Genomic DNA, 25,740 nt, shown 5'->3' on the forward strand with positions numbered 1-25,740 from the left:
TGCCGGGTTTCCGGCATACTCGTACGGGTGAGTACCGCAGCGCAGCACCGCAGCCTCCCCGTTCCCGACGGCCTGGAGGGCGAGCGACTCGACGCCGCCCTCGCCCGGATGTTCGGCTTCTCCCGGACCAAGGCCGCCGAGCTGGCCGCCGACGGCAAGGTAACGCTCGACGGCGCCGTGGCCGGCAAGTCGGACCGGGTCACCGCCGGCTCCTGGCTGGAGGTCGAGATCCCCGCCCCCGCGGCCCCGGTGCAGATCGTCGCCGAGCCGGTCGACGGCATGCGCATCGTCCACGACGACGAGGACATCGTGCTCGTCGACAAGCCCGTCGGCGTCGCTGCGCACCCCAGCCCCGGCTGGACCGGCCCCACCGTCATCGGCGGGCTCGCCGCGGCCGGCTACCGGATCTCCACCTCGGGTGCCGCCGAGCGCCAGGGCATCGTGCACCGCCTCGACGTCGGCACCTCCGGGCTGATGGTCGTCGCCAAGTCCGAGCGCGCGTACACCGACCTGAAGCGGCAGTTCCACGACCGCATCACCGAGAAGCGGTACCACACCCTCGTCCAGGGGCACCCGGACCCGCTGAGCGGGACCGTGGACGCGCCGATCGGACGGCACCCCAGCTCGGACTGGAAGTGGGCGGTCACCCGCGAGGGCAAGCCGTCCGTCACGCACTACGACCTGATCGAGGCCTACCGGGCGGCGTCGCTGCTTGACGTCAAGCTGGAGACCGGCCGCACCCACCAGATCCGGGTGCACATGTCCGCGCTGCGGCACCCCTGCGTGGGCGATCTGACGTACGGCGCCGACCCGACGCTCGCCAAGCGGCTCGGGCTGACCCGGCAGTGGCTGCACGCCGTTTCGCTCGGGTTCGAGCACCCGGCGGACGGGCAGTGGGTCGAGTTCTCCAGCGAGTACCCGGCCGACCTGCGGAAGGCGCTCGACATCATCGCGGCGGAGAGCTGAGGTGGCGGTGGCGGTCGGTATCCGGGTTGCGGTGGGCGAGGCGGACCTGGCGCTGGTGCGGGAAGTGCGGCGCGAGGTGTTCGTCGTCGAGCAGAACGTGCCGGAGGAGCTGGAGTACGACGAGCTCGACGCCACGTCGGAACACCTGCTGGCGGTGGGGGCGGACGGCGCTGCGCTCGGGACCGGGCGGCTGATCTTCGGGGAACAGGCGCTGGCGCTCACCGGGGGTGTCGAGGGGCGGGTGCTGCTGGGGCGGCTCGCGGTGGTGAAGGCTGCCCGGGGGACCGGGCTCGGGGCCGAGCTGGTGCGGGCGATCGAGGCGGCGGGGGTCGCGCGCGGGGCCGTCGAGCTGGAGCTGCATGCGCAGGTGCAGGCGCTGGGGTTCTACGAGCGGCTGGGGTACGTGGCGGAGGGGCCGGTGTATGACGATGCCGGGATTCCGCATCGGACGATGACGCGAGTGCTGTAGCCCTTCGGGGCCGTGGGAACCGTTGGGAACGGGCCTGCGGCCGAGTGGGTGGCTGGTCGCGCAGTTCCCCGCGCCCCTTTCGGGGCGCGGGGAATTTTGCTTTCGGGGGATGGGTTTTGTGCAGTCAGTCGGTGGTGCGGAGGCGGGGGAGGGATTCGGGGTGTTCGTCGCGTAGGTAGGCGATGAGTTGTTCGCGGATGTCGAAGCGGAGTTGGGCCGCGTCGTCGGGGGTGCGGGCGGTCATGGTGGCGCGGACGACGATGGTGCTGGGGGTGGTGTCGGTGACGTGGAGGGCCCATTCGGCGCCGTCCCACAGGGGGTTGTGGTCGAGGCGGTTGCGCAGGGCCGTGCGCAGGTCGTCGACCGGAGTGGTGTGGTCGAGGTGGGGCAGGACGGCGGCCAGGAGGCCGGGGTGGCGGCGGGTCCAGTTCTCGAAGGGCCTGTTGACGAAGTAGGAGACCGGGACGATCAGGCGGCGGTAGTCCCAGAGCCGGACCACCAGGTAGGAGAGGGTGATCTCCTCGACCGTGCCCTGCTGGCCGTCCACCACCACCGTGTCGCCGATCCGTACGGTGTCGCCGAAGGCGATCTGCAGGCCGGCGAAGAAGTTGCCCAGGGTGCTCTGGGCGGCGATGCCGGCCACGATGCCGATGATGCCTGCGGAGGCGAGGAGGCTGGCGCCGATGGTGCGCATCGCGGCGAAGGTCAGCAGCATCACGGCGATCGTCACGACGACGATGACCGCGCTGACCACCCGTCGCAGCATGCTGATCTGGGTGTGCACCCGCTGCACCCGGGCCGGGTCGTCGGTGACCGTCTCGTAGCGGCTGAGCAGCGCCTCCAGGAGGGCCGCGACCACGCGGACGGTGAGCCAGCCGAGCGAGGCGAGCAGGAGCAGGAGGATCGCGTGGTGCGCGCCGTTGTCGTTCTTCAGGTGGAAGATCCGCTTGAGCGGGTTCGCGGCGAGCAACAGGGCTGCGACGATGGCGAGTTGGAGCGGGATGCGGCAGCCGCGGAGCAGCGGCCAGACCGGCGCCCCGGGGTGGCCGGCGGCGATGCGCTGGAGCACCTGGTCGACGATCCAGCCGATCGCCAGGGTGGCGGCGACGGTGGCGAGCAGGGTGATCAGCGGCCAGAGCACGGGCACCTCGTCGGGCGGGAGGGGCTGGGGGCGGGTCGGTCGGGGTTGGAGGTGGGGCAGTCGGGAGCGGAGGCGGGTCGGTCAAGGTTGGGAGCGGGTCGGTCAAGGTTGGGAGCGGGTCGGTCGTACGATACCTGGGCTTAGTGGGGTGAACCGGGCGAAACGGGCGGTGGCTTTATCGGACGCCTACTCGCACGGCGGATACGATCAGCGGCCATGGAGTTCGGTGGGGCGTGGCGCCGGTGGCGCGGTCGCGGGACGGTGACGCGGCGGAGGCTGTTGGCCGGCGTGGTGGCCCTGGTGGCCGTCGCCGGTGTCGGCACGGCGGCGGTGGCGTCCGGCAGTGAGCAGGCGGTCCATCAGGAGGATCGTTTCCTCAGCATGCCCGAGACACCCGGCAGCGACCAGCAGGTCCAGCTGGACACCTCCTTCTTCACCGCCGGCTCCACGCCGCGCCCGGCCGTCCTGCTCGCGCACGGCTTCGGCGGCTCCAAGGAGGGCGAGCGCGACCGCGCTCAGCAACTCGCCCGGCAGGGCTACGCGGTGCTGACCTGGTCGGCGCGTGGCTTCGGGCATTCGGGCGGGAAGATCGGCCTCAACGCGCCCGACCGCGAGGTCGAGGACGTCAAACACCTGGTGGACTGGCTGGCCCAGCGGCCCGAGGTGCAGCTCGACGCCCCCGGCGACCCCCGGGTCGGCATCACCGGCGCCTCCTACGGCGGCGCGATCTCGCTGCTGGCTTCCGCGTACGACCATCGGATCGATGCGGTGGCCACGCAGATCACCTGGTGGAACCTGGCCGACGCGCTGTTCCCGCAGGGCGTGCAGGGCTCCGACGCGGCGGACGGCGTGTTCAAGAAGCTGTGGGCCGGGATCTTCTTCACCACCGGCGCGGCCGGCGACCTCGGGCCGTCCGGCGGTGCGCCGCGCGAGGGCGGCGGGCCGAAGACGGATGAGGGCGGGCCGGTCGGGTGTGGACGATTCCTGGACTCGCTCTGCCAGATGTACGACCGGGTCGCCACCGCCGGGCACGCCGACCCGGAGGCCGTCGCGCTGCTGGAGCGCTCCAGCCCGTCCTCGGTGGCCGCGCAGCTCAAGGCGCCCACCCTGGTCGTCCAGGGGCAGCAGGACTCGCTGTTCCCGCTCGACCAGGGGGATCGGATCGCCCGGGCGGTGGCCGCCAACGGAGCTCCGGTTGCGGTGGACTGGTTCGCGGGTGGACACGACGGCGGTACGGACACCAGTGCGCGGGTGGACGACCGGGTGACGGCCTGGTTCGACCACTACCTGCGGGGGCGTGGCAACGACACCGGGCCGGCGTTCCGGGTCACCCGGACCGGCGGTGTCGACTCCACCGGGTTCCAGGCCGTGCTGCGTGGGGCCACGGCCGACCGGTACCCGGGGCTCGGGGGGACGGGATCGCGGTCGGTGGAGCTGGGTGGTGGGGCGTCGGGTGGTGGGGCGTCGAATGGTGGGGCGTCGAATGGTGGCGCGGTGAGTGGTGGGGCGTCGGGTGGTGGCGAGAAGACGTTTGCGAACCCGCCCGGTGGTGCCCCGCCGGGGATCTCCACCTTGCCCGGCATCGGTGCGCTCAGCCAGGCCGCCTCGCTCGGCGCCGGGCTGTCGCTGGACTTCCCCGGGCAGCACGCCGCCTTCGACTCCGCGCCGCTCGACAGCCCGCTGCACCTCACCGGGCAGCCCACCGTGCCCGTCCGGGTGCAGGCCGACCGGGCCGACGCGGTGCTCTTCGCGAAGCTGTACGACGTCGGGCCGGACGGCAAGGCCGTGCTGCCGCAGCAGCTCGCCGCCCCGCTGCGGGTCACCGGCGCGGACGCGGGCCGGACCGTCACCGTTGCGCTGCCCGCCGTCGACCACACCTTCCCCGCCGGGCACAGGCTGCGGCTCGTCCTGGCCGGCACCGACCTGGCGTACGCGTCGCCCGCCGAACCGGCCACCTACCGGGTGGCGGTGGCCGGGGCGCTCACCGCGCCGACCGTCGACGAACTCGTCACCGAGGCTGCGCCGCTGCCCGCGCGCACCTGGGTACTGCCGCTGGTCGCTGTTGGGGTGGCGCTTGGGTTGGTGCTGCTGCCGCGGCTGCGGCGACGCCGGGCTGCGCGGGGAGCCGCGTACGACCCGGCGCTGGGCGACGTGCCGCTGCAGATCAGTGGCCTCAGCAAGCGCTACAAGGGCTCGGCGGATCGGTACGCGGTACGGGAGTTGAGCTTCCGGGTCGAGCAGGGGCAGGTGCTCGGCCTGCTCGGGCCGAACGGCGCGGGCAAGACCACCACACTGCGGATGTTGATGGGGTTGATTCGGCCGGATGTGGGTGAGATCCGGATTTTCGGGCACCTCGTGCGGCCCGGTGCGCCGGTGCTCTCGCGCGTCGGCGCGTTCGTCGAGGGCGCGGGCTTCCTGCCGCACCTCAGCGGGCGGGCCAACCTGCGGCTGTACTGGCAGGCCACCGGGCGGCCCGAACAGGACGCGTGCTTCGACGAGGCGCTGGCCATCGCCGGGCTCGGCGAGGCGCTCGACCGCGCGGTGCGGACGTACTCGCAGGGCATGCGGCAGCGGCTCGCGATCGCCCAGGCGATGCTCGGGATGCCGGACTTGCTGATCCTGGACGAGCCGACCAATGGGCTCGACCCGCCACAGATCCGTGAGATGCGCGAGGTGATGATCCGGTACGCGGCGGCCGGGCGGACCGTCATCGTCTCCAGCCACCTGCTCTCCGAGGTGGAGCAGAGTTGTACGGACCTGGTGGTCATGGATCGTGGGCGGTTGGTTACTGCCGGCGCCGTCGGTGAGATCGTCGGGGCGGGTGAGCTGGTGCTGATCGGCGTGGCCGCTTCGTACGCGTCCGGGGCGGTTGAGGTGGGGTCCGTTATGGCGGAGGCAGTTGCGTCGGAGTCACTGGCGTCGGTCGTCGAGAAGGTGGGCGCGCTGGCCGGCGTCGGTTCGGCGGAGGCCGTCGAGGGCGGGCTGCTGGTGCGGCTGGACGGGCTGGCGGCGAGTGAGCTGGTGGCCGAGCTGGTGCGGCTCGGGGTGCCGGTGGAGAGTGCCGGGCCGCAGCGGCGGCTTGAGGACGCGTTCCTGTCGTTGATCGGAGGTGCGGCGTGAGTGCCGACTCGACGGACCAGGCCTTGATGAACCACACCCCGATGGACCACGACTCGATGGATCACGCCTCGACGGACCATGCCGAGGGGTACCGGGCGGGGCGGACGCTGCCGCTGCGGGTCGAGGCCATGCGGCAGTTGAGGCGTCGCCGCACGCTCGTCATCGGCGGAGTGCTGGCGGCGATGCCGTTCGTCCTCCTGGCCGCGTTCCAGATCGGCGGCACTCCGAGCCGTCCGGACCGGACGACGTTCATCGATCTGGCCACCGCGTCCGGGCCCAACTTCGCGACCACGATGCTGTTCGTGGGCACCGGCTTCATGCTGGTGATCCCGGTCGCGTTGTTCTGCGGCGACACGGTGGCGTCGGAGGCGAGCTGGTCCTCGCTGCGCTACCTGCTGGCCGCGCCGGTGCCCAGGGCCCGGTTGCTCGCGCGCAAGTTCGCGGTCGGGCTGGCGTTCTCGGCGGTCGCGGTGGTCATGCTGCCCGCGATCGGGCTGGTCGTAGGGACGATCGCGTACGGGTGGGGGGACCTGAAGCTGCCGGCCGGCGTCAGCCTGTCGGCCGGGCAGGCGTTGCCGCGGCTGGCGATCGCGGTGGCGTTCGTGTTCCTGAGCGAGATCGTGATCGCGGCGCTGGCGTTCTGGCTGTCGACGGCGACCGATGCTCCGTTGGGCGCGGTGGGCGGCGCGGTGTTCGCGTCGATCATCACCGGGGTGCTGGACGCCGTCACGGCGCTCGGCGGCCTGCGGGAGTGGCTGCCCGCGCACTGGCAGTACGCGTGGGCGGACGCCCTGCAGCCCCAGCTGGAGTGGGGCGGGATGGTGCAGGGCGTCTCGCTGTCGCTCTCGTACGCGGTGGTGCTGCTTGCGCTGGCCTTCCGGGGGTTCGGGCGGAAGGACGTCGTGTCCTGACCGTGGTTCGGGCGTGAGGAGGTAGGCCTGGTCGGTCAGTTGGTGAGGCCGACCGGGACGGCGAGGACGCTGCGCACCAGGTCGACGTGGCCGTCGCCGGCGAACAGCTGCTGACCGGCGGCCAACGGGGAGGTACCGAGGGCCTGCCGGAAGGTCTGCGCGCCGGCCGGGGCCAGGTTCAGCGGCAGGCCGGCCGCGTCGATGCCGTCCAGGCCGAGCCGGACGTGGTCGGTGGAGACGGTGTACGTCAGGAAGTCGATCTCGGCGGCCGGGCCGTAGTTCACCCGGGCGACGGCCGTCACGGTCCGCCGGGTCACGTTGCTGAACAGGTGGGTGAAGTCGGCGCGGCTGCCGTCGGTCGTCCGGACGAAGGCGATCGCGCCGTCCAGCGGGGCGCCGCCGGAGATCAGGTCGAGGGCGACCGCGCCCGAGGTGATCGGGAAGCTCACGCACGGGGTCGGGCCGGTGGTGTCCAGCGTGGCCGGGGCGGTGGCCCGGAGGTCCACGTGCTGCGCCTTGAGGGCCTGGTCGGCGGCGGGGGTGAGGCAGAAGGTCGTCGCGCCCTTGACCGGGACCTGCGGTCCGATGGCGCCCGCCGGCGACGCGGCCTCGACTGGGGCGGCCAGGCCGAGGGCGAGGACGGCGATGGTCAGGGCGGTGCGGCGCATGGCGAATGTCCTTGGGGTTGTCGGGAGTTCCGCCCGGACCAACGAGGGGCAGGGCGGGGTGTGGCTCTTGATCACCCGCACGCGGCTGTCGCTGCTCGGGCGTTGACCGGCGGGCGGGTGACGATGCGGGATCATGGGTGGGTAGCCGACCTCTGATTTGAAGGACCCGACCGTGGCCCAGATCGTCCTCTTCCACTCCGCCTACGGGCTGCGGCCCGCCGTGCACGCTGCCGCTGACCGGTTGCGTGCTGCTGGGCACACTGTGCACGCGCCGGACCTTTTTGACGGGCTTGTGTTCGAGGACATCGAGGCCGGGATGGCGTACCAGGAAGAGGCCGGGGGCAGTGACGAACTGCTGCGGCGGGCCGTCGGCGCGGTCGCGCCGCTGCTTGCGCCGGTGGACGGGGTCGTGCCGGAACTGGTGTACGCGGGGTTCTCGCTCGGCGGCTCGCTCGCGCAGAACCTTGCGCTGGCGGACGAGAAGGCGCGCGGGCTGCTGCTCCTGCACGGGACGTCGGATCTGCGGGAGGACGCGGCCACGTCGATCCCGGTTCAGCTGCACGTTGCGGAGCCGGATCCGTTCGAGACCGAGGACTGGCTGAACGCCTGGTACCTGCGGATGCGGAAGGCCGGCGCCGACGTCGAGGTGCACCGCTACCGGGGCGCCGGGCACCTGTTCACCGACCCCGACCTGGCCGACTACGACGCCGAGGCCGCCGAGCGGGCCTGGGCCGTCGCGCTGGACTTCCTCGCCGAGCTGTCCGAGCTGGACGGCTGACGGGCGCCGCCGTGGCCGGGTACTCGGGGACGCCGCCGGCGCGGAAGCTCGGCATCCGGGCCGGGGACGCGCTGCTGCTGGTGGACGCGCCGGCGGGGTTCGCGGTGCCGGGGCTGCCGGAGGGCGTTTCCGTAGTGGTGGACTCGATGTTCGACGTCTGTGTGTGGTTCCCGGCCGGGCGTGCCGAGTACGAGGCCGGACTGGCCGGGCTGCGTGCGCGGATGCGACCGGCGGCGGGGCTGTGGGTGGCCTGGCCGAAGAAGTCCTCGGGGGTGGTGAGCGACCTGGACGAGGACGGGGTGCGGGAGGTCGCGCTGCCCACGGGGTTGGTGGACAACAAGGTGTGCGCGATCGACGAGGTGTGGTCGGGGCTGCGGCTGGTGATCCGGCGGGAGCTGCGGGGCTGAGCGGTGGTGGCGGCTCAGCCGAGGTAGGGGTAGGTGCCGGCGAGGTAGTCGCCGATCTGCCGGCGCATGCTGGGGTGGATGTCGTACTGGTCGAGGTCGGCGGGCTGGATGTAGCGGACGCCGTCGGCCTCGTCGTTGATCGTCGGCTCCCCGCCGACCGGGCGGCCGATGTAGGTGTTCTCGTACTGCTGGCGGATCTCGCCGTCGGTGTAGGCGACGATGTGGTTCGGGTTGGTGTAGACGCCGAGGAATCCGGTGATCTCGGCTCGGATGCCGGTCTCTTCGAGGCACTCGCGGATGGCGCACTCGGCGGCGGTTTCGCCGATGTCCTGGGCGCCGCCGGGCAGGGCCCACTGGCCGGTGTCGCGGCGGCGCTGGAGCAGGATGGCGCCGTCGTCGTCGACCACGAGCAGGTTGCTGGCAGGGATGAGGGTGTTGGCCTTGGGGGCGTCGGGGTCGTTGTAGTACTCAGTCCTGCCCATGTGCGGCGGTCCCCTCGTGGTCGGGCGTCCAGGGCCGTGCGCAGGCCCAGACGGCTACGAAGCTCCGAGCGTAGTTGGCGAACCAGCCGGTGGCGTTCGCTCTCTCCACCTGCGCAGGAAGTCGGTCGGCCCGACTTCCTGCGCACCTGGGGAGACTGATTCGGGCATCTCGATCTCTCGGGATCGGCTGGAAACAAGTCTTATGGTGCGGCATGGCATGGGAAGAAACTCTGAGAAATCACGATCCTGAGGAGGATCCCATGCGGCTGCGGTTCGTTGGAAGCAACAGCGGTGGGGCGGGTGCCCGGCGGTCTACGAGACCGATCGGGACACCGTCGTAGTCCAGGGTTGGAAGATCGACCCGGCGGACGAGGCGTACGGCGATGTCCGCGACCTGGCGGACGACGAGGACATTCTCGAAGTGCCCCGGGAGTTGCTGGAGCGGTTCGTGCCGCGGAAGTCCGCGCCTGCCGTGTCCGAGTTGGTCACCGGTGCGGCGTTCGACGCGCTGTTCAGCGGGTTCGCGCACACCGCGCGGCGGCTGGAGACCCGGACGCACTACGACATCGAGAACGAGCGCGAATCGTTCGACCAGTTCCTGAACGGCGAGGCGGTCGATCTGGGCTGGTTCGCTCCCTGGCTCGACACGATGCGGACGCAGACCGGAGCGGGCAAGACCGTGGCGCGGGTCCGTGTCGTGCCGCCGGAGTTGACCGACTACCTCCGCTACGAACTTCACCTCGCCGAGAGCAACACCACTGCCGGTGAGGACATCCGATACCTCGACCGCGCAACCGCCAACGGCCTGTGCCTGCCGGACCGCGACTTCTGGCTCTTCGACTCCCACACGCTGGCCATCCTGCACTTCACGGAGGTGGGGGAGTTGCTGGGTGCCGAGATCATCACCGACCCGGCTATCGTCGTCGAGCACGCCCGATGGCTGGACGCCGCGTTCCACCACGCCCAGCCGTACCAAGAGTTCGTCCAGGAGCATCCGCCGCGTTGAGCATTGACAGAAAGGGCGTCCACGAGGCCCGGGAAGAGCTGGGTGGACGTCTTCGCGCGATTCGTGCGGCCGCCGAGATCGACGGCCGCACGTTGGCGCGCCGGTTGGGCTGGCCGCCGAGCAAGGTCTCCAAGATCCAGCTCGGCCGCCAGGCACCGACCGCGAGTGACATCCGGGAGTGGACCGCTGCATGTGGCTGCCCCGCGGCCGCCGGCGAACTGCTGGTGCTGCTGCGGGATCTGGACAGCCGGTATGCCGAGTGGCGGCGTCAGCTCCGGGAGGGCCACGCCGTTGTTCAGCGGTCGTGGGCCGAGACGGAGGCCGCGGCTGAGATCATCCGCGTGTTCGAACCGTGTTGGATTCCCGGCCTGTTGCAGACTGCGGACTACGCCGCCGCACGATTTCGCGAGCACGCCCGGCTGAACGACAGCCCGCCCGACACCGAGGCGGCCGTCGCCGCGCGCCTGGCTCGGCAGGAGGTGCTGTACGTGCCGGGCCGCAAGCGGTGGCACATCCTGTTGACCGAGGCCGCGTTGATGTACGGCGTCGCGTCCGCGCGAGTGATGCGCGCACAGATCGAGCGTCTGGTGTCGGCAACGGCTCTGCCAGCTCTCCGTCTTGGTGTCGTGCCCTTCCGTACCCGTCTGCCCGTCTCGCCGGCGCACGGCTTCTGGATCTTCGACGACCAGCAGGTAATCGTGGAGGTCATCAGCGCGGAACTGCGGCTCGCCCTGCCCGAGGAAGTAGTGCAGTACCGGAAGGTCTTCGATCTGCTCGCGCCGAGCGCGCTGTACGACGCGGACGCGCGCCGACTGCTCAGCGCAGCTGCGCAGCAGTGGGTCTGAGAAATCTTCAGAAATCTGCTCGCCAATGTTCGTGGCTTCCGCCACCGTGGTGACTCAGGCGACACGAGCGGATGCGCTGAGCAGCCGCGAGCGTTGAGGTTCAGCCACCTGACCACAGCAGGAGGAGTACGTGAACACCACCATCACCGTTACCACGACTGAGTTGGACGAGCTCGGTCGGTTCTTCGCGATCGCCGGGCGCCGCCTGGCGGCCGGCGATCGCGCGCCGGAGATGTTCTCGGGCGCGATCGATGCCGCCTGGCACCGGCTCGCCGGTGACAAGGCGGCGCACATCGCGTTCACCACCGCCCATGCCGGCTTCGCCCTTACCCATGTCGAGGATGCCGGGTCGGGGGACGTGGCGTGGGTCGCCGAGTACGAGAACGCGTACGGGCCGTTGCCGATGGTGTGGTTCACCAACGAGAGCGGCGTTGTCGACACTGCTGCGTGGCATCGGTATCGGGACGCCGGGCAGGTGTGGGCATCGTGGAAGTGCGGTCCGGTGGGCGGCGGGGACGACTCTTGCCCGGAGCCTTCGGAGTGACCAGCACGGTACGCGCAGAGCCCCCGCTCCTGGCGGGGGCTCTGCGCCTTCACGGGGCTCGTACGACGGGCCCATTGCAGCCAGTGGCGGGCTACGTCGAGACCACGAGTGGACACTGCCCCTACTTGGGTCCGTCTGTCCGCTACCGGATGACGGGCTGGACGACGTACCGGATCCAGCCGGGCGTGGCCCTGGCCGACATAGAAGCGTCAGTGTTCGCAGCCGGCGTCCAGGCAGCCGAGTACGTGCGCTCGCTGGCGCCCCGGCCGCGTGGGCACCTGGTGTGCGAGAACGTGGTGATCGACGGCGCCGGGCGACGCGAGATCGATTGGCCCCACTGGGCTCTCAAGAATCTCTATGGGCCTGTTGGTCTGATGATCGGAAAGTTCTGGGCGGGCGAAGTCGACGAGAGTCGGCAGGGCGGTCGACTGCCAGTGCCGCCAGTGACGTTCTTGTCGGTCCAGCCAGCGGTGAGGCCGCTCGACCCGCGGTTCCTGGAGGACACGCCGGAGCTGGCCGAGACGATTGCCGTCGCTCACGATGATGGCCGTGATGTCTTGGCACCTGTGATCGGCACGTCGACAACTGCCCGATCGGCGGCGCTGAACTGGTCTGTCGTAAGGGCATGGGCCGCGAGACCTGAGCGAGAGGGCTTCCGTTGATCGAGTCCATTCGAGGCGGGTTGGAGGAGCGGGTCGGGGTCCTCGCCGAGGCCGAGTTGGTCACCGACCGTCGGGGTGTCCAGGTGTGGCGGGTGACAGCCGGGGCCGGGCAGCGGTTGGCGGTCAAGATCGCCACGGCCGACAGCGGCGGGGGCCGAGCCCTCGGCCCCCGCCGCGAAGTTTCCGTTCTGCGTGCGATCGGGCAACGGACTTTGAGTCCTCGCGTACCTCTCGTCGACGGCGGCGTTTTCACTGTGACGCCGTGGTTCGACGGCTCGTCGACGTGGGAGGTGTTCAGGGCCGCACGGGGTGATCGGGTGCCCAGTGCGGAGGAGCGAGGACGCATGCTGGTAGCCGGGGTGGACTTCTGTCGGGCGGTTGCCGAGCTGCATGAGATCGGTTGGTCGCACGGCGACTTGCAGGCGGCGCATTGCGTTCATGCGGCGACTGGGCCTCGGTTGATCGACTTCGCCAATGCCCAGGGGGAAAGTCCGTTGCCGGAGGGGGAGTTGAACACTCCTTTCAGTGGCGGCCTGGCTCATCTGGAGGCGCCAGAACTTGCGGCCGGCGGTGGTGCAACGCCCACTCCGGCGAGCGATGTGTATGCACTCGGCGGGTCGTTGTGGGTGGCGGCCAGTGGGCAGTGGCCGCTGGACTACTCGGCTGTTGGTGTTGACCCGCAGGCCGCGAGCTTGAGCGAGCTGCGGGCCGTGATTGCCGAGGGACGAGTGCCATTGAACAGGGCAGGGACTGCGGTGCCATCGCTGCTGGGAGTCCTGGCTCCCGCACTCGACCCGCATCCGGACAACCGGCCGACGGCTGACGAGCTGGCCCGGTCGCTGGGCGCACTGTAGGACGGCAGTGTGGCGGCCCCTCGCGCGAAGGAGCGCGAGGGGGTGCGCGGATGGCGGCGGAGGATCCGGCCCCTCGCTCGGGGAGAGCGAGGGGCCGCAGGGGAGATGGGTGGTGGGCGTGACCTGCAGGTTGCGTGGCGTGGGAAGTCGGGCTGGCCGACTTCCTGCGCTGTGGGTGCTCGGTTGGAGGTGGGATCCGGCCGCTCGCTCGCGAGGGGTTGTCGCGGCGGAGGAAGATCGGCGGCCCATGGTGCTCAGAGGGTGGCGGAACCGGTGACCCTCAGCCCCCGACGCCCGGGCATCGGGGGCTGAGGGACGATGGGGGCGTGGTAGAGCGGAGATACGAGTACGCGCCGGCGGGGACGTTGCCGGGGTTGTTGCAGCGGGGGCGCGGGCTGGGTGCGCGGATGGCGGCGGAGGACCCTGCCGCTGCTGTAGAGCTGGTTTACGGGTGTGTCCGGTGGGAGTGGCGGTGGGACTCGCAGGTGGATCATCGGCACTTGTATCTGGCTCGGCTGATCCGGGACCTGGCGCTGCCGGTCGGGCCGGTGGTGGAGCTGCTGGCGGGGGGTGAGGACGTCTGCGAGCGGGCCGCTGGGGTGCTGGAGCTGTTGGCGCTCGGTGGGTCGGTCGAGGCGCGGGAGGCACTACGGGGATATATCCGCGAGGGCGAGCGCGCGGCCGAGCCGGTGTCGAATCGCCAGGGTTCGATGGATCCGCTCCCGAAGCACGGGGATGAGCGGGATCTGCCGGTCCTGCTGGATGCGCTGGAGCGGTGCTGGGTGGAGCAGGACTGGTGTGGGCCGGACGTTCTCGCTCGGGGGCTGGCCAGGTTCGGGGCGAAGGCGGCAGGGGCGGCTTCGTTGTTGCGGCGGTTCTGGCTCTGGACGCCGCACTCGTACGAGCGGGCTGCTTATCTGGAGGCGCTCGCCGCTGTGGCGCCTGCTGGCGTGGACGAGGTGTACGTGGAGTGCCTCTGGGATTGCGAGGCGGAGGCTCGTTTGTTGGGGGTCGAGCACGCTCCGGAACGGGCCGAGGTCAGGGAGCGGCTGGCGTACCTCCGCGACGATCCGATGGAGGAATCGGAGGTGCGGGAGGCTGCCGCGGTGCGACTCGGTGGGGGAGAGGGAAGCTAGAGTGGACGCGTGAACGTGTGAGGGATGGTCCGGACCCCGGGAGGTGGTTCGGGCCACATCTGTTTCCAGGGACCCCCTGTGACCTGCGCGTTCGCCGGCCCACCAGACAAGCACCGAGCCTCCGGAGGCCCCGCCTTGAGCGACCAGCCGTTCGCGCATCTGCACGTTCACACCGAGTACTCGATGCTGGACGGTGCCGCCCGGCTGAAGCAGATGTTCAAGGAGGTCGAGCGGCTGGGCCAGACCCATGTCGCGATGACCGACCACGGGAACATGTACGGCGCCGCCGAGTTCCACAAGCAGGCGACCGCCGCCGGGATCACCCCGGTGATCGGCATCGAGGCGTACGTCGCGCCGGAGTCCCGGTCCAACACCAAGCGCATCCTGTGGGGCCAGCCGCACCAGAAGCGGGACGACGTCTCCGCGTCCGGTGCCTACACCCACAAGACCATCTGGGCCCGTAACAAGGAGGGCCTGCACAACCTCTTCAAGCTGACCTCGCGCTCCTACTCCGAGGGCTGGCTGGTGAAGTGGCCCCGGATGGACAAGGAGCTGATCTCCGAGCTGTCCGGCGGTCTGATGGCCACCACCGGCTGCCCGTCCGGCGAGGTGCAGACCCGCCTGCGGCTGGGCCAGTTCGACGAGGCGCTGAAGTCCGCCGCCGACTACCGGGAGATCTTCGGCAAGGACAACTACTTCCTGGAGCTGATGGACCACGGCCTCGACATCGAGAAGCGGGTCCGCGACGGGCTGCTGGAGATCAGCAAGAAGCTGAACATCCCCCCGGTGGTGACCAACGACTCGCACTACACCACCGAGGCCGACGCCGGCGCGCACGACCTGCTGCTCTGCGTGCAGACCGGCAAGAACCTCTCCGACCCGGACCGCTTCCGCTTCGACGGCACCGGCTACTACATCAAGTCGGCCGCCGAGATGTACGCGCTGGACTCCTCGGACGCCTGGCAGGAGGGCTGCCGCAACAGCCAGCTGCTGGTCGCCTCGCGGGTCGACACCGAGGGCATGTTCAAGTTCAGGAACCTCATGCCGCGCTTCCCGATCCCGGAGGGCTTCGAGTCCGAGTCGGACTTCTTCAAGTCCAAGGTCTGGGAGGGCATGGACTGGCGCTTCCCGGGCGGGTACGACGAGGAGCACAAGAAGCTCGCCGAGTACGAGATGGACACCATCATCCAGATGGGGTTCCCGGCGTACTTCCTCGTGGTCGCGGACTTCATCATGTGGGCCAAGAGCCAGGGCATCGCGGTGGGCCCCGGCCGTGGTTCGGCGGCCGGTTCGCTGGTCGCGTACGCGATGGGCATCACCGACCTCGACCCCATCCCGCACGGGCTGATCTTCGAGCGCTTCCTCAACCCCGAGCGCATCTCCATGCCCGATGTCGACATCGACTTCGACGAGCGCCGGCGCGGTGACGTGATCCGGTACGTGACCGAGAAGTGGGGATCCGACAAGGTCGCCATGATCGTCACGTACGGCACCATCAAGGCGAAGGCCGCCATCAAGGACTCCTCGCGCGTCCTCGGCTACCCGTACGCGATGGGCGACCGGATCACCAAGGCGATGCCGCCGGACGTCATGGGCAAGGGCATCCCGCTCTCCGGCATCACGGACAGCAGCCACCCGCGCTACAGCGAGGCCGGTGAGATCCGCGGGCTGTACGAGAGCGACCCGGACGTGAAGAAGGTCATCGACACCGCGCGCGGTATCGAGGGCCTGATCCGCCAGCCCGGTGTGCACGCGGCCGGTGTCATCATGTCCGCCGAGCCGCTGACCGACCACATCCCGGTCTGGACCCGGCACACCGACGGCGTCACCATCACGCAGTTCGACTATCCGACCTGCGAGGGCCTCGGCCTTCTCAAGATGGACTTCCTCGGCCTGCGCAACCTGACGATCATGGACGACGCCGTCAAGGCGATCGAGAAGAACAAGGGCGTCACGATCAACCTGCTTGATCTGCCCCTGGACGACAAGCCGACCTACGAACTGCTGGCGCGCGGCGACACGCTGGGCGTCTTCCAGCTCGACGGCGGCCCCATGCGTTCGCTGCTGCGGCTGATGAAGCCCGACAACTTCGAAGACATTTCGGCCGTGCTGGCGCTGTACCGGCCGGGCCCGATGGGCGTCAACTCCCATACGAACTACGCGCTGCGCAAGAACGGCCAGCAGGAGATCACGCCGATCCACCCGGAGCTGGAGAAGCCCCTGGAGGAGGTGCTCCGGCCGACGTACGGCCTGATCGTCTACCAGGAGCAGGTGCAGAAGGCCGCGCAGATCCTCGCCGGGTACTCGCTCGGCCAGGCAGACCTGCTGCGCCGGGCCATGGGTAAGAAGAAGAAGGAGATCCTGGAGGCCGAGTTCGTGCCCTTCCAGAAGGGCTGCCGCGAACGCGGCTACTCCGACGCGGCCATCCAGGCGGTGTGGGACGTCCTGGTCCCCTTCTCCGGCTACGCGTTCAACAAAGCGCACACCGCCGGGTACGGGCTGGTCTCCTACTGGACGGCCTACCTCAAGGCGAACTACCCGGCCGAGTACATGTCCGGCCTGCTGACGTCGGTGAAGGACGACAAGGACAAGTCGGCGGTCTACCTCAACGAGTGCCGCAAGATGGGCATCCAGGTGCTGCCGCCGGACGTCAACGAGTCGGACTCCGACTTCACGCCGCACGGCAGCGACACCGTCCGCTTCGGTCTGACGGCCATCCGCAACGTCGGTGGGCCGGTGGTCGAGTCGATGATCCGCACGCGAAAGGCGAAGGGGAAGTTCGCCTCCTTCCCGGACTTCCTGGACAAGGTGGAGTCGGTGGTCTGCAACAAGCGGACCGTCGAATCGCTGATCAAGGCGGGCTCGTTCGACTCGCTCGGGCACACCCGCAAGGGCCTGAGCGCGCAGTTCGAGCCGATGATCGACAACGTCGTCGGGGTGAAGCGGAAGGAGGCGGAGGGCCAGTTCGACCTGTTCGGCGGGGACTCCGTGTCCGACGAGCCGAGCTTCGGGCTGGACGTCGTCTTCTCCGAGGAGGAGTGGGACAAGGCCTTCCTGCTCACCCAGGAGCGCGAGATGCTCGGCCTGTACGTCTCCTCGCACCCGCTGCACGGCATCGAGCACGTGCTCGCCGACAAGGCGGACTGCGCGGTCGCGGACCTCGCGGAGCGGCCGGACGGGACGATCGTCACCATCGGCGGCATCATCTCGGGCCTGCAGCGGAAGATGACCAAGCAGGGCAACGCGTGGGCGATCGCGACGGTCGAGGACCTGGCCGGCTCGATCGACTGCATGTTCTTCCCGGCGAGTTATCAGTTGGTGTCCTCGCAACTGGTGGAGGACGCCGTGGTGTTCGTGCGCGGCAAGCTCGACAAGCGGGAGGACGTGCCGCGGCTGATGGGGATGGAGCTGTCGGTTCCCGACCTGTCGAACGCGCATGCCGAGGCGCCGATCGTCATCAACATCCCGAGCGTGAAGGTGACGCCGCCGCTGGTCGCGCGGCTCGGCGAGGTGCTGAGCAGCCACCGGGGGACGACGGAGGTGCGGCTGCGGCTGGAGGGTTCGCGGACGACGACGGTGCTGCGGCTGGACCGGCACCGGGTGAAGTCGGATCCGGCGTTGTTCGGGGACCTGAAGCAGTTGCTCGGGCCGAGCTGTCTGGCGGGGTGACGCCGGAGGCAGCCGGGCTTTGAGGCCGGGTGCGGGTGGGTTGCCTTCCGCTTCGCGCAGTTCCCCGCGCCCCTTTCGGGGCGCGGGGATTTGTGCTTTTGGGGGAGGGATGGGGCACGGGGGGCGGATCAGGTCTGGCCGCCCAGGCCTGGGGGCACTGCCGTGTGCAGGGCGGAGACGAAGGCGGAGATCGCCGGGTGGGAGCCGGCGCCCGCGCGGAAGGCGGCGCGGGTGCGGCGGTACATGGGCAGGCGGGTGAGGACGACGCCGGGCGGGGGCTGGGCGGTGCCGAGGTGGGGGACCAGGGCGACGCCCTGGCCTGCCGCGACCAGGGCCAGGACGGTGGCGAAGTCGTCGATCTGGTGCCGGATCCGCGGCGCGAATCCGGCGGACTCGCAGGCCCGGACGGCCATGCTGTGGCAGAGCGTGCCGCGCGGGGCCAGGATCCACGGCGCGGTGCGCTGTTCGGCGACCGTCCCCGCCGTGCGGGCGGCCAGGTACATCGGCTCGGTGAACACCGGGCGGGTCACCGCGAGGCCGGGTTCCGGGTCGGCCGGGACGAGGTCGTACTCGTGGACCAGGGCGACGTCCAGTTCGCCCGCGCGCAGGGCCGCCCCGACGGCGGCCGGGTCCACCTCGGTGACCATCGGCTCCAGGCCCGGGTGCCAGCCGGCGAGTTCGGCGAGCACCGCCGGGATGATCGCTCGGGCCGCCGACGGGTAGGTGCCGATCCGCAGCTGGCCGGCCAACCCCTGCTTGGCGTGGGCGAGTTCGGCGTCCGCCTGTTCCAGCCGGGCGAGCACCGCCTCGGCGTGCCGGACCAGGTTGCGCCCGGCCGGGGTGAGCGCGACCCGGCGTCCGGTGCGCTCCAGCAGCGGGACGCCGGCCTCCTTCTCCAGGACGGACAGCTGCTGGGACACCGCCGAAGGGCTGAAGGACAGCGCCTCGGCGACGGCGGCGATGGTGCCGAGGTGGGCCAGTTCGCGCAGCAGGCGCAGGCGTCGGACGTCGAGCATCGGCTCAGCTTACGAGAAGCGTCGGAAATGTGAACTGGACCTGGATGATCGGCGGGTCGCAGGATCGTGGGCATGGAACTTGCGGGTATTTACGTCCCACTGATCACGCCCTTCGCCGCCGACGGCTCGGTTGCGCTGGAGGCACTGGAGAAGCTCGCCCATGAGGTGCTCGATGCCGGCGCGGCCGGGCTGGTCGCGCTCGGCACGACCGGCGAGCCCGCCGCGCTGAGCCCGGAGGAGCGGCGGGCGGTGGTCGAGGTGTGCGCCGCCGCCTGTGCCGGGCGCGGTGCGCAGCTGATTGTCGGCGCGCACGGCGGCGACACCCGGGCCACCGCCGAGTCGCTGGCCGCGCTCGGCGCGCAGGTGCCGCAGGCCGCGGCGGCGCTGGTCACCGTCCCGGCGTTCCTGCGGCCGGGAGAGGCCGGGACGGTCGCGCACTTCCGGGCGCTCGCCGTGGCGAGCCCGCTGCCGTTGATCGTCTACCACATCCCGTACCGCACCGGGCAGCAGCTGTCGGGGGCCGCGCTGGCCGAACTCGCCGCCGTGGACGGCGTGGTGGGCGTCAAGTACGCGACCGGCGGGCTCGACCAGGCCGCCGTCGAGCTGCTCGCCGCCGCCCCGGACGGCTTCGCGGTGCTGGCCGGGGAGGACGCCTTCCTCGCGTCGATGCTGGCGCTCGGCGCGGCCGGCGGCATCCTCGCCTCGGCCCATCTGGCCACCGCCCGGTTCGTCGAGCTGGCCGCCGCGTGGCAGGCCGGGGACGCGGTGCGGGCCCGGGCGCTGGGGCACCGGCTGACCGGGCTGGCGCTGGCCGCGTTCGCGGCGCCGAACCCGGCGGTGGTGAAGGGGGTGCTGCACGCCCAGGGGCGGATCCCCACGGCGGACGTGCGGCTGCCGTTGCTGCCGGCGGGGGCTGCCGAGGTGGCCGCAGCGCACCGGCTGGCAACGGAACTTGTGAGTGGTCTGGACCACTAGACGGGTCGAGGCCTCTCACACCGTGGAATACCAGGTCGCCCGGCCCGCGTGACAAGGCATGATGGGCAGAGTGCGGCTGTGAACAGCACCATCCAGAGGAGTAGTCGGAATGAAGATCGGCATTGTCGGGGCCACCGGCCAGGTCGGCGGCGTGGTCCGCGAGATCCTGGCGGAGCGTAGCTTTCCGGTGGAGCAGCTGCGGCTGTTCGCCTCGGCCCGCTCGGCCGGGCGCACCCTGCCCTGGCAGGGCACCGAGGTCACCGTCGAGGACGCGGCCACGGCCGACTACACCGGCCTGGACATCGTGATCTTCTCGGCCGGCGGCGCCACCTCCAAGGCCCTCGCCCCCAAGGTCGCCGCGGCCGGCGCGGTCGTCATCGACAACTCCTCCGCCTGGCGGCGCGACCCCGAGGTCCCGCTGGTCGTCTCCGAGGTCAACCCCGGCGCCATCGCCGACCGGCCCAAGGGCATCATCGCCAACCCGAACTGCACCACCATGGCCGCCATGCCCGTGCTGCGCCCGCTGCACGAGGAGGCCGGCCTGGCCGCCCTGGTCGTCTCCACCTACCAGGCCGTCTCCGGCAGCGGCGTCGCCGGTGTCGCCGAGCTGCAGGACCAGGCCGCCAAGGTCGTCGACGGTGCCTCCGCGCTCGCCCACGACGGCTCGGCCGTCGAGTTCCCCGAGCCCAAGGTCTACCAGCGGCCGATCGCCTTCAACGTGGTGCCGCTGGCCGGCTCCATCGTCGAGGACGGCTCCAACGAGACCGACGAGGAGCAGAAGCTCCGCCACGAGAGCCGCAAGATCCTCGGCATCCCGGACCTGAAGGTCGCCGGCACCTGCGTGCGCGTGCCGGTCTTCTCCGGCCACTCGCTGCAGATCAACGCCCGTTTCGAGCGCCCGATCAGCCCGGAGCGCGCCGTCGAGCTGCTCGCCGGAGCCCCCGGCGTCGAGCTGTCCGACATCCCCACCCCGCTCCAGGCCGCCGGTCAGGACCCGAGCTACGTCGGCCGCATCCGGGTCGACGAGACGGTGGAGAACGGCCTGTCGCTGTTCGTCTCCAACGACAACCTGCGCAAGGGCGCCGCGCTCAACGCCGTCCAGCTCGCCGAGCTGGTCGCCGCCGAGCTGAAGGGCTGAGTCGAAGGGCTGAGCTGAAGGGCTGACACCCGGACGCGAGCCCGGGCGTGACCGGAGGCGGGCCCCGTCGTTGAACGGGGTCCGCCTTTGCTTTCCGTTGAGAGGGCTGTTGCGTTACCGCGACATCTCCCGAGGTTCGGCGCGCGAACCAGGGGGAAAAGGTGAGCCAACGATCGGGCGGTCGCGGGAGACCCCTCACCACCACGCCCGGATCGAGGGCGTACCGCGCCCACCTGGCCTGACCCCGAGGGCGAGCGGAAAGAGGTGCGCGATGGATCGCTGTGTCGTCCTGGTGGATGCCGGATACCTGCTGGGCGCCGCCGCCAGCCTGCTCGCCGGCGACCCGTCCCGCTCCCGGGTCACCGTCGACCACACCGCGCTGATCACCGCGCTGCGCGAACGCGCCGAGGCCGAGACCGGGCTGCCGCTGCTGCGGATCTACTGGTTCGACGCCGCCCCCGACCGGCGCCCGATGCCCGAACACCGCCGGCTGCGGGTGCTGCCCCGGGTCACCGTCCGGCTCGGCGCCCTCACCCGGGCCGAGGGCCGCTGGGTGCAGAAGGGTGTGGACGCGGCCATGCACGCCGAACTCTCCGAGCTCGCCCGCAACCGGGCCTGCGCCGACGTCGTGCTGATCACCGGTGACGGCGACCTGCTGCCCGGCATGATGTCCGCCAAGGAGCACGGCGTCGTCGTCCACCTCTGGGCGCTCCAGGCCGCCGACGGAGACTTCAACCAGTCCGAGGACCTGGTCGGCGAGGCGGACGAGCGGCGGGTGCTCGACAGAGAGTGGATCGAGGGCTCGTTCAGCCTCCGCGAGACCGCCAGCGTGTTCCCCGCCCCCGGACAGGGCCCGCGCCAGGAGATCGCCAAGATCCTCGCCGCGCCGCCCGCCGCGCCCCCCGCCGTGGTGCCCCCGGCCGTGCCGGTGACCGTGCCCGCCCGCCCGGCCGCCGTCGCGTCCGAGCCCGTCGCCCCCGCCGCGAACGGGCGCGCGCAGTCGGCCGCCGCCGCACTCAAGGTGGTGCCCACCCCCAAGGACCTCGCCGGGCGTACCGCCGCCCTCCCGTCCGTCAGCGCCAACGGCCAGGCGGGCGGGCAGGCCGGCGTCAATGGCGGTGTGCACACCGGCCCCGTGCTGCGCTGGTCCTCCGACCGGGGCTGGGTCGACCGGCCCGTCCCCGAACCCGCCGTCACCGCCGGGGACAGCCTGCCCACCCTCGCCCAGCTCACCACCGCGGAACAGCGCTGGGCCGACCGCGAGGAGGACATCACCTCCATCGGCGGCGACGCTCACGAGGTCGGGCAGGTCTTCGCCCGGCGCTGGAGCGAACGCCTCGGTGACGTCGAACGGCTCACCGCGCTCTGGCCCGACTACCCGCGCATCCCGCACCGCGTCGACGGCGAACTGCTGCGCTACGCGGCCCGCTTCGGGCTGCTCGCGCACAAGGACGACCAGATCGACGAGCACGACCGGTACGCGATCCGGGCCGGGTTCTGGAAGGAGCTCGCCACCCGGGTGCCGGGCGGGTCGATGGTCGTGGACGACTGAGGTCAGCGCCGAGCCCGAGGTGGCTGTCGGGGATCAGGACCCCTTGTCCGGTTCGCCCGTGTGAGCGCGTAAAGTCTTCGGTCGTGAACGAGACGGCAGGGCGCGCACCCCAGGACCCCCTGCCGTGCTGTGCCGTAAGCGGCCTGGTGAAGACCTACCGCACCGGCCGCGGCGCCGCCGCCACCGAGATCCGGGCCAACGACGGAGTCGCTCTGACCGTCCGGCAGGGCGAGATCTTCGGGCTGCTCGGACCCAACGGCGCCGGCAAGTCCACGCTCGTCCGTCAGCTCACCGGGCTGCTGCGGCCCGACGCCGGCTCGATCGAACTCCTCGGCCACGACATCGTCCGCCACCCCGAACGGGCCGCCCGCCTGCTCGGCTACCTCGGGCAGGAATCCACCGCCCTCGACGAGCTGACCGTCGCCCTCGCCGCCGAGACCACCGGACGGCTGCGCGGGCTCGGCCGTGCCCAGGCCCGGGCCGAGGCCGCCGACGTGCTCACCGAACTCGGGCTGGAGCCGATCGCCCACCGGCCGCTCGCCAAGCTCTCCGGCGGCCAGCGCCGGCTCGCCTGCCTCGCCGCCACGCTGGTGGGGGAGCGGCCGCTGCTCGTCCTCGACGAACCCACCACCGGCATGGACCCGGTCGCCCGCCGCGCCGTCTGGAGCGCCGTCGACCGGCGCCGGGCCGAGCGCGGCACCACCGTGCTGCTGGTCACCCACAACGTCATCGAGGCGGAGACCGTGCTCGACCGGGTCGCCGTCATCGACGAGGGGCGGGTGATCGCCTGTGACACCCCCGGCGGGCTGAAGGCCCTGGTGGACGGCGACGTCCGGCTCGACCTGGTCTGGCGGGACGAGGCGCCGGTCGGGGTGCCCGCCGTCGCCGAACTCGCCGAACGGGCCGAACGCACCGGCCGCCGCTGGACCGTCCGCACCACCCCCGAACAGGCCCGCGAACTCGTCGCCGCCGTCACCACCGGCCCGGCCTTCGCCGCCCTCGACGACTTCACCCTGGCCACCCCGAGCCTTGAGGACGCCTACCTCAAGCTGGGCGGCCGCCACGGAGGACTGGCCAAGTGACGCTGCTCTCGGTGCCGCCGCAGGCCGCCGCCCCCGGCGCGACCTGCGGGCCCGCCCCGCTCGCCCCCGCGGCCCGGCTGCTGCCCGCCCTCGCCGCCGTCTACCGGGCGCAGCTCGCCCGGGCCCGGGTGGCGCGGATTCCGCTGCTGTTCGTGGCGACCTTCCAGTCCGTCGGCATCCTGGTGATGATGCGGGGCGTCGTGGACTCCGGGCAGACGTCGGCGGCGCGGTCGGTCGTCGCCGGGTCGAGCGTGCTGGTCGTGGCGTTCGTCGCGCTGAACCTGCTCGCGCAGTACTTCGGGAAGCTGCGGGCCACCGGCGGGCTCGACCACTACGCGACGCTGCCCGTCCCGGCCGCGTCCGTGGTGCTCGGCGCGGCGGGCGCGTACGCGTCGTTCACGCTGCCGGGGACGGTGGTGACGGCGGCCGTCGGCGCGGTCATGTTCGGGCTGCCGCTCGGGCAGCTGTGGGTGTTGCTCGCCGTCGTCCCGCTCGCCGGGGCCGCGCTCTCCGGCCTGGGGGCCGCCTGCGGGCTGCTCGCGCCGCGGCAGGAGATCGCCACCATGCTCGGGCAGCTCGGCATGTCGGCGGCGCTGCTGCTCGGCGTCCTGCCCGTCGACCACCTGCCGCAGCCGGTGCTGTGGCTGCGCGACCTGCTGCCGTCCACGTACGGCGTCGAGGCCTTCGCCCGGACGTTCACGCCCGACCCGGACTGGGCGCTGGTGGCCGGCGACCTCGCGGTCTGTGCGGGCGTCGGCGTCGTGTCGCTGGCGATCGCCACCTGGGCGTACCGGCGGGCCGTCTCGCGCTAGGGTCCGTCGCCGCGCGGCAGGCGGGAGTTCGAGGACGGACCCTGGAGCCGCTGCCGGGACCCATGGGCGGCGGCCCGTCCGGGCCGCGATCGTGAAACGATGGGGCCTGTGACCGTACCGAACACACCTCCGGATCCCACCCGCGCCGACGTGCACGCGGTGCCGGACGCCGCCGCCGACCCGTTCGCGCCGCCGCCGGCCCCGGACGCGGGGGAGCTCCCGCCGCTCCCGGCGGAGCTCGGGGAAGCCGTCCAGACCGAGCGCTCGGCGATGCACCGGCTCCTGCCGGAGCTGCGGTTCGGGGCGGGCACGGTGCTCGCGTGCATCCTGCTGGGACTGGTCATGGCCGGGCTGTGGGCGTGGCTGGCGCCCAAGGTGCCACTGGTCGTGGACCGGGACCGGATCCTGTACGCCGACCCGGAGGGGGAACAGCGGGCCGGGGCCGACGCGGTGTTCGTCCTGCTCGGACTCGGGATGGGGACCGTGACGGCGCTCGGGGCGTTCCTCGTCACCCGGCGCCGGGGTGGCGGCGTCGCGGTCGCGGCGGGGCTGGCCATCGGCGGGCTGCTCGGGTCGCTCGGCGCCTGGCGGCTGGGGCGGTGGCTCGGGCCGAGTGACAACCTCATCGCGGAGGCGCGGCGGGTCGGCACCGGGGGGCACTTCAACGCGGACATCGACCTGGGGGCGCACGGGGCGCTGCTGGCCTGGCCGATGGCGGCGATGGTGGTGCTGCTCGCGCTGTCAGCAGCGTTCGGGAAGCGGGAGGAGGACCCGCCGCCGTACTGGGCGGGGGCGTACGGGCAGCTGCAGGCTCCTCCGGAGGGGGCCGTGCAGCTGGCTTCGGTGGACGGGGATGCGGCGGGGGAGCGGCCGGCGCCGGTGAACGGGCAGGACGAGGCACCGCGCTGAGGGACCGGGGTGGGGCGGAAGGTCGGCGGTCCAAGATCGGGTCGGGGCCTTCCGGTTCGCGCAGTTCCCCGCGCCCCTGGGGAGAGACCCGGGGTCAGTAGGGCTAGCGGGCGATGGGGGCGGTTTTGGCGTTCGTCAGGGTGATGAGGTCGCTGGGGGTGAGCTCTACCTCCAGGCCTCGGCGGCCGGCGGAGACGTAGACGGTGGGGTGGGCCAGGGCGCCGATGTCGATGACGGTGCGGAGGGGGCGGCGCTGGCTCAGGGGGGAGATGCCGCCGCGGACGTAGCCGCTGCTGCGTTCGGCGGCGGCCGGGTCGGCCATGGCGGCGCGTTTGCCGCCGACCGCGGCGGCGAGGGCCTTGAGGTCGAGCTGGCCGGCGACCGGGACCACGCCGACGGTGAGGACGCCGTCCACGTCGGCGACCAGGGTCTTGAAGACCCGGTCGGCCGGGACGCCCATGGCCTCGGCGGCCTCGCCGCCGTAGGAGGCGGCGGCCGGGTCGTGCTCGTAGGCGTGCACGGTGAACGGGACGGCGGCGGTCTCCAGGGCGACGGTGGCGGGGGTGCCCTGGCCGCCCTTCTTCGGCTTCTTCGCCAC

24 protein-coding genes are annotated in these 25,740 nt (G+C 71.6%); 19 read left to right on the forward strand and 5 right to left on the reverse strand.

Annotated features, from left to right (window positions below):
- The first annotated feature begins 27 nt into the window (after positions 1-27).
- Positions 28-966, forward strand: a complete 939-nt coding sequence (locus tag KV557_RS03765) for an RluA family pseudouridine synthase (protein WP_218198148.1) — start codon at positions 28-30, stop codon at positions 964-966.
- 1 nt (position 967) lies between these two features.
- The gene (locus tag KV557_RS03770; protein ID WP_218198149.1) at positions 968-1,435 is read left to right on the forward strand and encodes a GNAT family N-acetyltransferase; all 468 of its coding nucleotides are present in this window, start codon (positions 968-970) and stop codon (positions 1,433-1,435) included.
- A 124-nt stretch (positions 1,436-1,559) separates the two neighbouring features.
- Here the strand turns inward: KV557_RS03770 and KV557_RS03775 are convergent, their stop codons facing one another.
- Entirely contained in the window at positions 1,560-2,576 is a 1,017-nt protein-coding gene (locus KV557_RS03775) for a mechanosensitive ion channel family protein (RefSeq protein ID WP_308129753.1), read from the reverse strand.
- Positions 2,577-2,792: 216 nt separating this feature from the next.
- Between KV557_RS03775 and KV557_RS03780 the strand changes: the two genes are divergently transcribed.
- Together KV557_RS03780 and KV557_RS03785 are read left to right on the forward strand one after the other, a co-directional pair.
- The gene (locus tag KV557_RS03780; RefSeq protein WP_218198151.1) at positions 2,793-5,696 is read left to right on the forward strand and encodes an alpha/beta fold hydrolase; all 2,904 of its coding nucleotides are present in this window, start codon (positions 2,793-2,795) and stop codon (positions 5,694-5,696) included.
- Between the two features lie 41 nt (positions 5,697-5,737).
- Positions 5,738-6,607 (forward strand): ABC transporter permease, encoded by an 870-nt coding sequence (locus KV557_RS03785; RefSeq protein ID WP_374106588.1) that lies wholly within the window; start codon positions 5,738-5,740, stop codon positions 6,605-6,607.
- Between the two features lie 35 nt (positions 6,608-6,642).
- Here the strand turns inward: KV557_RS03785 and KV557_RS03790 are convergent, their stop codons facing one another.
- The gene (locus KV557_RS03790) at positions 6,643-7,275 is read right to left on the reverse strand and encodes a hypothetical protein (RefSeq protein ID WP_218198152.1); all 633 of its coding nucleotides are present in this window, start codon (positions 7,273-7,275) and stop codon (positions 6,643-6,645) included.
- 172 nt (positions 7,276-7,447) lie between these two features.
- On the opposite strand from KV557_RS03790, the gene KV557_RS03795 reads away from it, so the two are divergent.
- Together KV557_RS03795 and KV557_RS03800 are read left to right on the forward strand one after the other, a co-directional pair.
- Positions 7,448-8,053 (forward strand): dienelactone hydrolase family protein, encoded by a 606-nt coding sequence (locus KV557_RS03795; protein ID WP_218198153.1) that lies wholly within the window; start codon positions 7,448-7,450, stop codon positions 8,051-8,053.
- A gap of 11 nt (positions 8,054-8,064) precedes the next feature.
- On the forward strand, positions 8,065-8,460 hold the full coding sequence (locus KV557_RS03800) for a DUF3052 domain-containing protein (RefSeq protein WP_218198154.1): 396 nt from the start codon (positions 8,065-8,067) through the stop codon (positions 8,458-8,460).
- Between the two features lie 14 nt (positions 8,461-8,474).
- Here the strand turns inward: KV557_RS03800 and KV557_RS03805 are convergent, their stop codons facing one another.
- Positions 8,475-8,942 carry an NUDIX hydrolase gene (locus KV557_RS03805; protein ID WP_218198155.1) on the reverse strand — a complete coding sequence of 156 codons (468 nt, stop codon included), beginning with the start codon at positions 8,940-8,942 and terminating at the stop codon, positions 8,475-8,477.
- A 421-nt stretch (positions 8,943-9,363) separates the two neighbouring features.
- Between KV557_RS03805 and KV557_RS03810 the strand changes: the two genes are divergently transcribed.
- From KV557_RS03810 to dnaE, 7 genes are all read left to right on the forward strand, one after another.
- The gene (locus KV557_RS03810) at positions 9,364-9,948 is read left to right on the forward strand and encodes a DUF6879 family protein (protein WP_218198156.1); all 585 of its coding nucleotides are present in this window, start codon (positions 9,364-9,366) and stop codon (positions 9,946-9,948) included.
- Positions 9,945-10,793 (forward strand): helix-turn-helix domain-containing protein, encoded by an 849-nt coding sequence (locus tag KV557_RS03815; RefSeq protein ID WP_218198157.1) that lies wholly within the window; start codon positions 9,945-9,947, stop codon positions 10,791-10,793. The genes KV557_RS03810 and KV557_RS03815 overlap by 4 nt, the downstream gene beginning before the upstream one ends.
- Positions 10,794-10,923: 130 nt before the next feature.
- Positions 10,924-11,337: a hypothetical protein gene (locus KV557_RS03820; protein ID WP_308129754.1), complete on the forward strand. Its 414-nt coding sequence runs from the start codon at positions 10,924-10,926 to the stop codon at positions 11,335-11,337.
- A gap of 185 nt (positions 11,338-11,522) precedes the next feature.
- Positions 11,523-11,999: a hypothetical protein gene (locus KV557_RS03825; RefSeq protein ID WP_218198158.1), complete on the forward strand. Its 477-nt coding sequence runs from the start codon at positions 11,523-11,525 to the stop codon at positions 11,997-11,999.
- Entirely contained in the window at positions 11,996-12,853 is an 858-nt protein-coding gene (locus KV557_RS03830) for a hypothetical protein (protein WP_218198159.1), read from the forward strand. Before KV557_RS03825 ends, KV557_RS03830 begins: the two co-directional genes overlap by 4 nt.
- A gap of 485 nt (positions 12,854-13,338) precedes the next feature.
- Complete coding sequence (locus KV557_RS03835) at positions 13,339-13,989, forward strand: hypothetical protein (protein ID WP_256176857.1); 651 nt, start codon at positions 13,339-13,341, stop codon at positions 13,987-13,989.
- Between the two features lie 135 nt (positions 13,990-14,124).
- On the forward strand, positions 14,125-17,658 hold the full coding sequence (gene dnaE / locus KV557_RS03840) for a DNA polymerase III subunit alpha (RefSeq protein WP_218198161.1): 3,534 nt from the start codon (positions 14,125-14,127) through the stop codon (positions 17,656-17,658).
- 128 nt (positions 17,659-17,786) lie between these two features.
- On the opposite strand, the gene KV557_RS03845 is transcribed toward dnaE, so the two are convergent.
- The gene (locus KV557_RS03845) at positions 17,787-18,674 is read right to left on the reverse strand and encodes a LysR family transcriptional regulator (protein WP_218198162.1); all 888 of its coding nucleotides are present in this window, start codon (positions 18,672-18,674) and stop codon (positions 17,787-17,789) included.
- 72 nt (positions 18,675-18,746) lie between these two features.
- Between KV557_RS03845 and KV557_RS03850 the strand changes: the two genes are divergently transcribed.
- The 6 genes from KV557_RS03850 (at position 18,747) to KV557_RS03875 (ending at position 25,142) form a co-directional block, all read left to right on the forward strand.
- Positions 18,747-19,649 (forward strand): dihydrodipicolinate synthase family protein, encoded by a 903-nt coding sequence (locus tag KV557_RS03850; protein ID WP_218198163.1) that lies wholly within the window; start codon positions 18,747-18,749, stop codon positions 19,647-19,649.
- Between the two features lie 109 nt (positions 19,650-19,758).
- Entirely contained in the window at positions 19,759-20,787 is a 1,029-nt protein-coding gene (locus tag KV557_RS03855; protein WP_218198164.1) for an aspartate-semialdehyde dehydrogenase, read from the forward strand.
- 271 nt (positions 20,788-21,058) lie between these two features.
- The gene (locus tag KV557_RS03860; RefSeq protein WP_218198165.1) at positions 21,059-22,339 is read left to right on the forward strand and encodes an NYN domain-containing protein; all 1,281 of its coding nucleotides are present in this window, start codon (positions 21,059-21,061) and stop codon (positions 22,337-22,339) included.
- A gap of 83 nt (positions 22,340-22,422) precedes the next feature.
- On the forward strand, positions 22,423-23,421 hold the full coding sequence (locus tag KV557_RS03865; RefSeq protein WP_308129755.1) for an ABC transporter ATP-binding protein: 999 nt from the start codon (positions 22,423-22,425) through the stop codon (positions 23,419-23,421).
- Positions 23,418-24,233, forward strand: coding sequence for an ABC transporter permease (locus tag KV557_RS03870; protein WP_218198166.1), 816 nt, complete (start codon positions 23,418-23,420; stop codon positions 24,231-24,233). Before KV557_RS03865 ends, KV557_RS03870 begins: the two co-directional genes overlap by 4 nt.
- 108 nt (positions 24,234-24,341) lie before the next feature.
- Entirely contained in the window at positions 24,342-25,142 is an 801-nt protein-coding gene (locus KV557_RS03875) for a hypothetical protein (protein ID WP_218198167.1), read from the forward strand.
- A 103-nt stretch (positions 25,143-25,245) separates the two neighbouring features.
- Here KV557_RS03875 and ybaK read toward each other — a convergent pair whose 3' ends face one another.
- Positions 25,246-25,740 carry a Cys-tRNA(Pro) deacylase gene (ybaK, locus tag KV557_RS03880; protein WP_218198168.1) on the reverse strand — a complete coding sequence of 165 codons (495 nt, stop codon included), beginning with the start codon at positions 25,738-25,740 and terminating at the stop codon, positions 25,246-25,248.

Origin of the sequence: Kitasatospora aureofaciens (assembly GCF_019192735.1) — a bacterium.
GTDB classification, from domain to species: Bacteria; Actinomycetota; Actinomycetes; order Streptomycetales; family Streptomycetaceae; genus Kitasatospora; species Kitasatospora aureofaciens_A.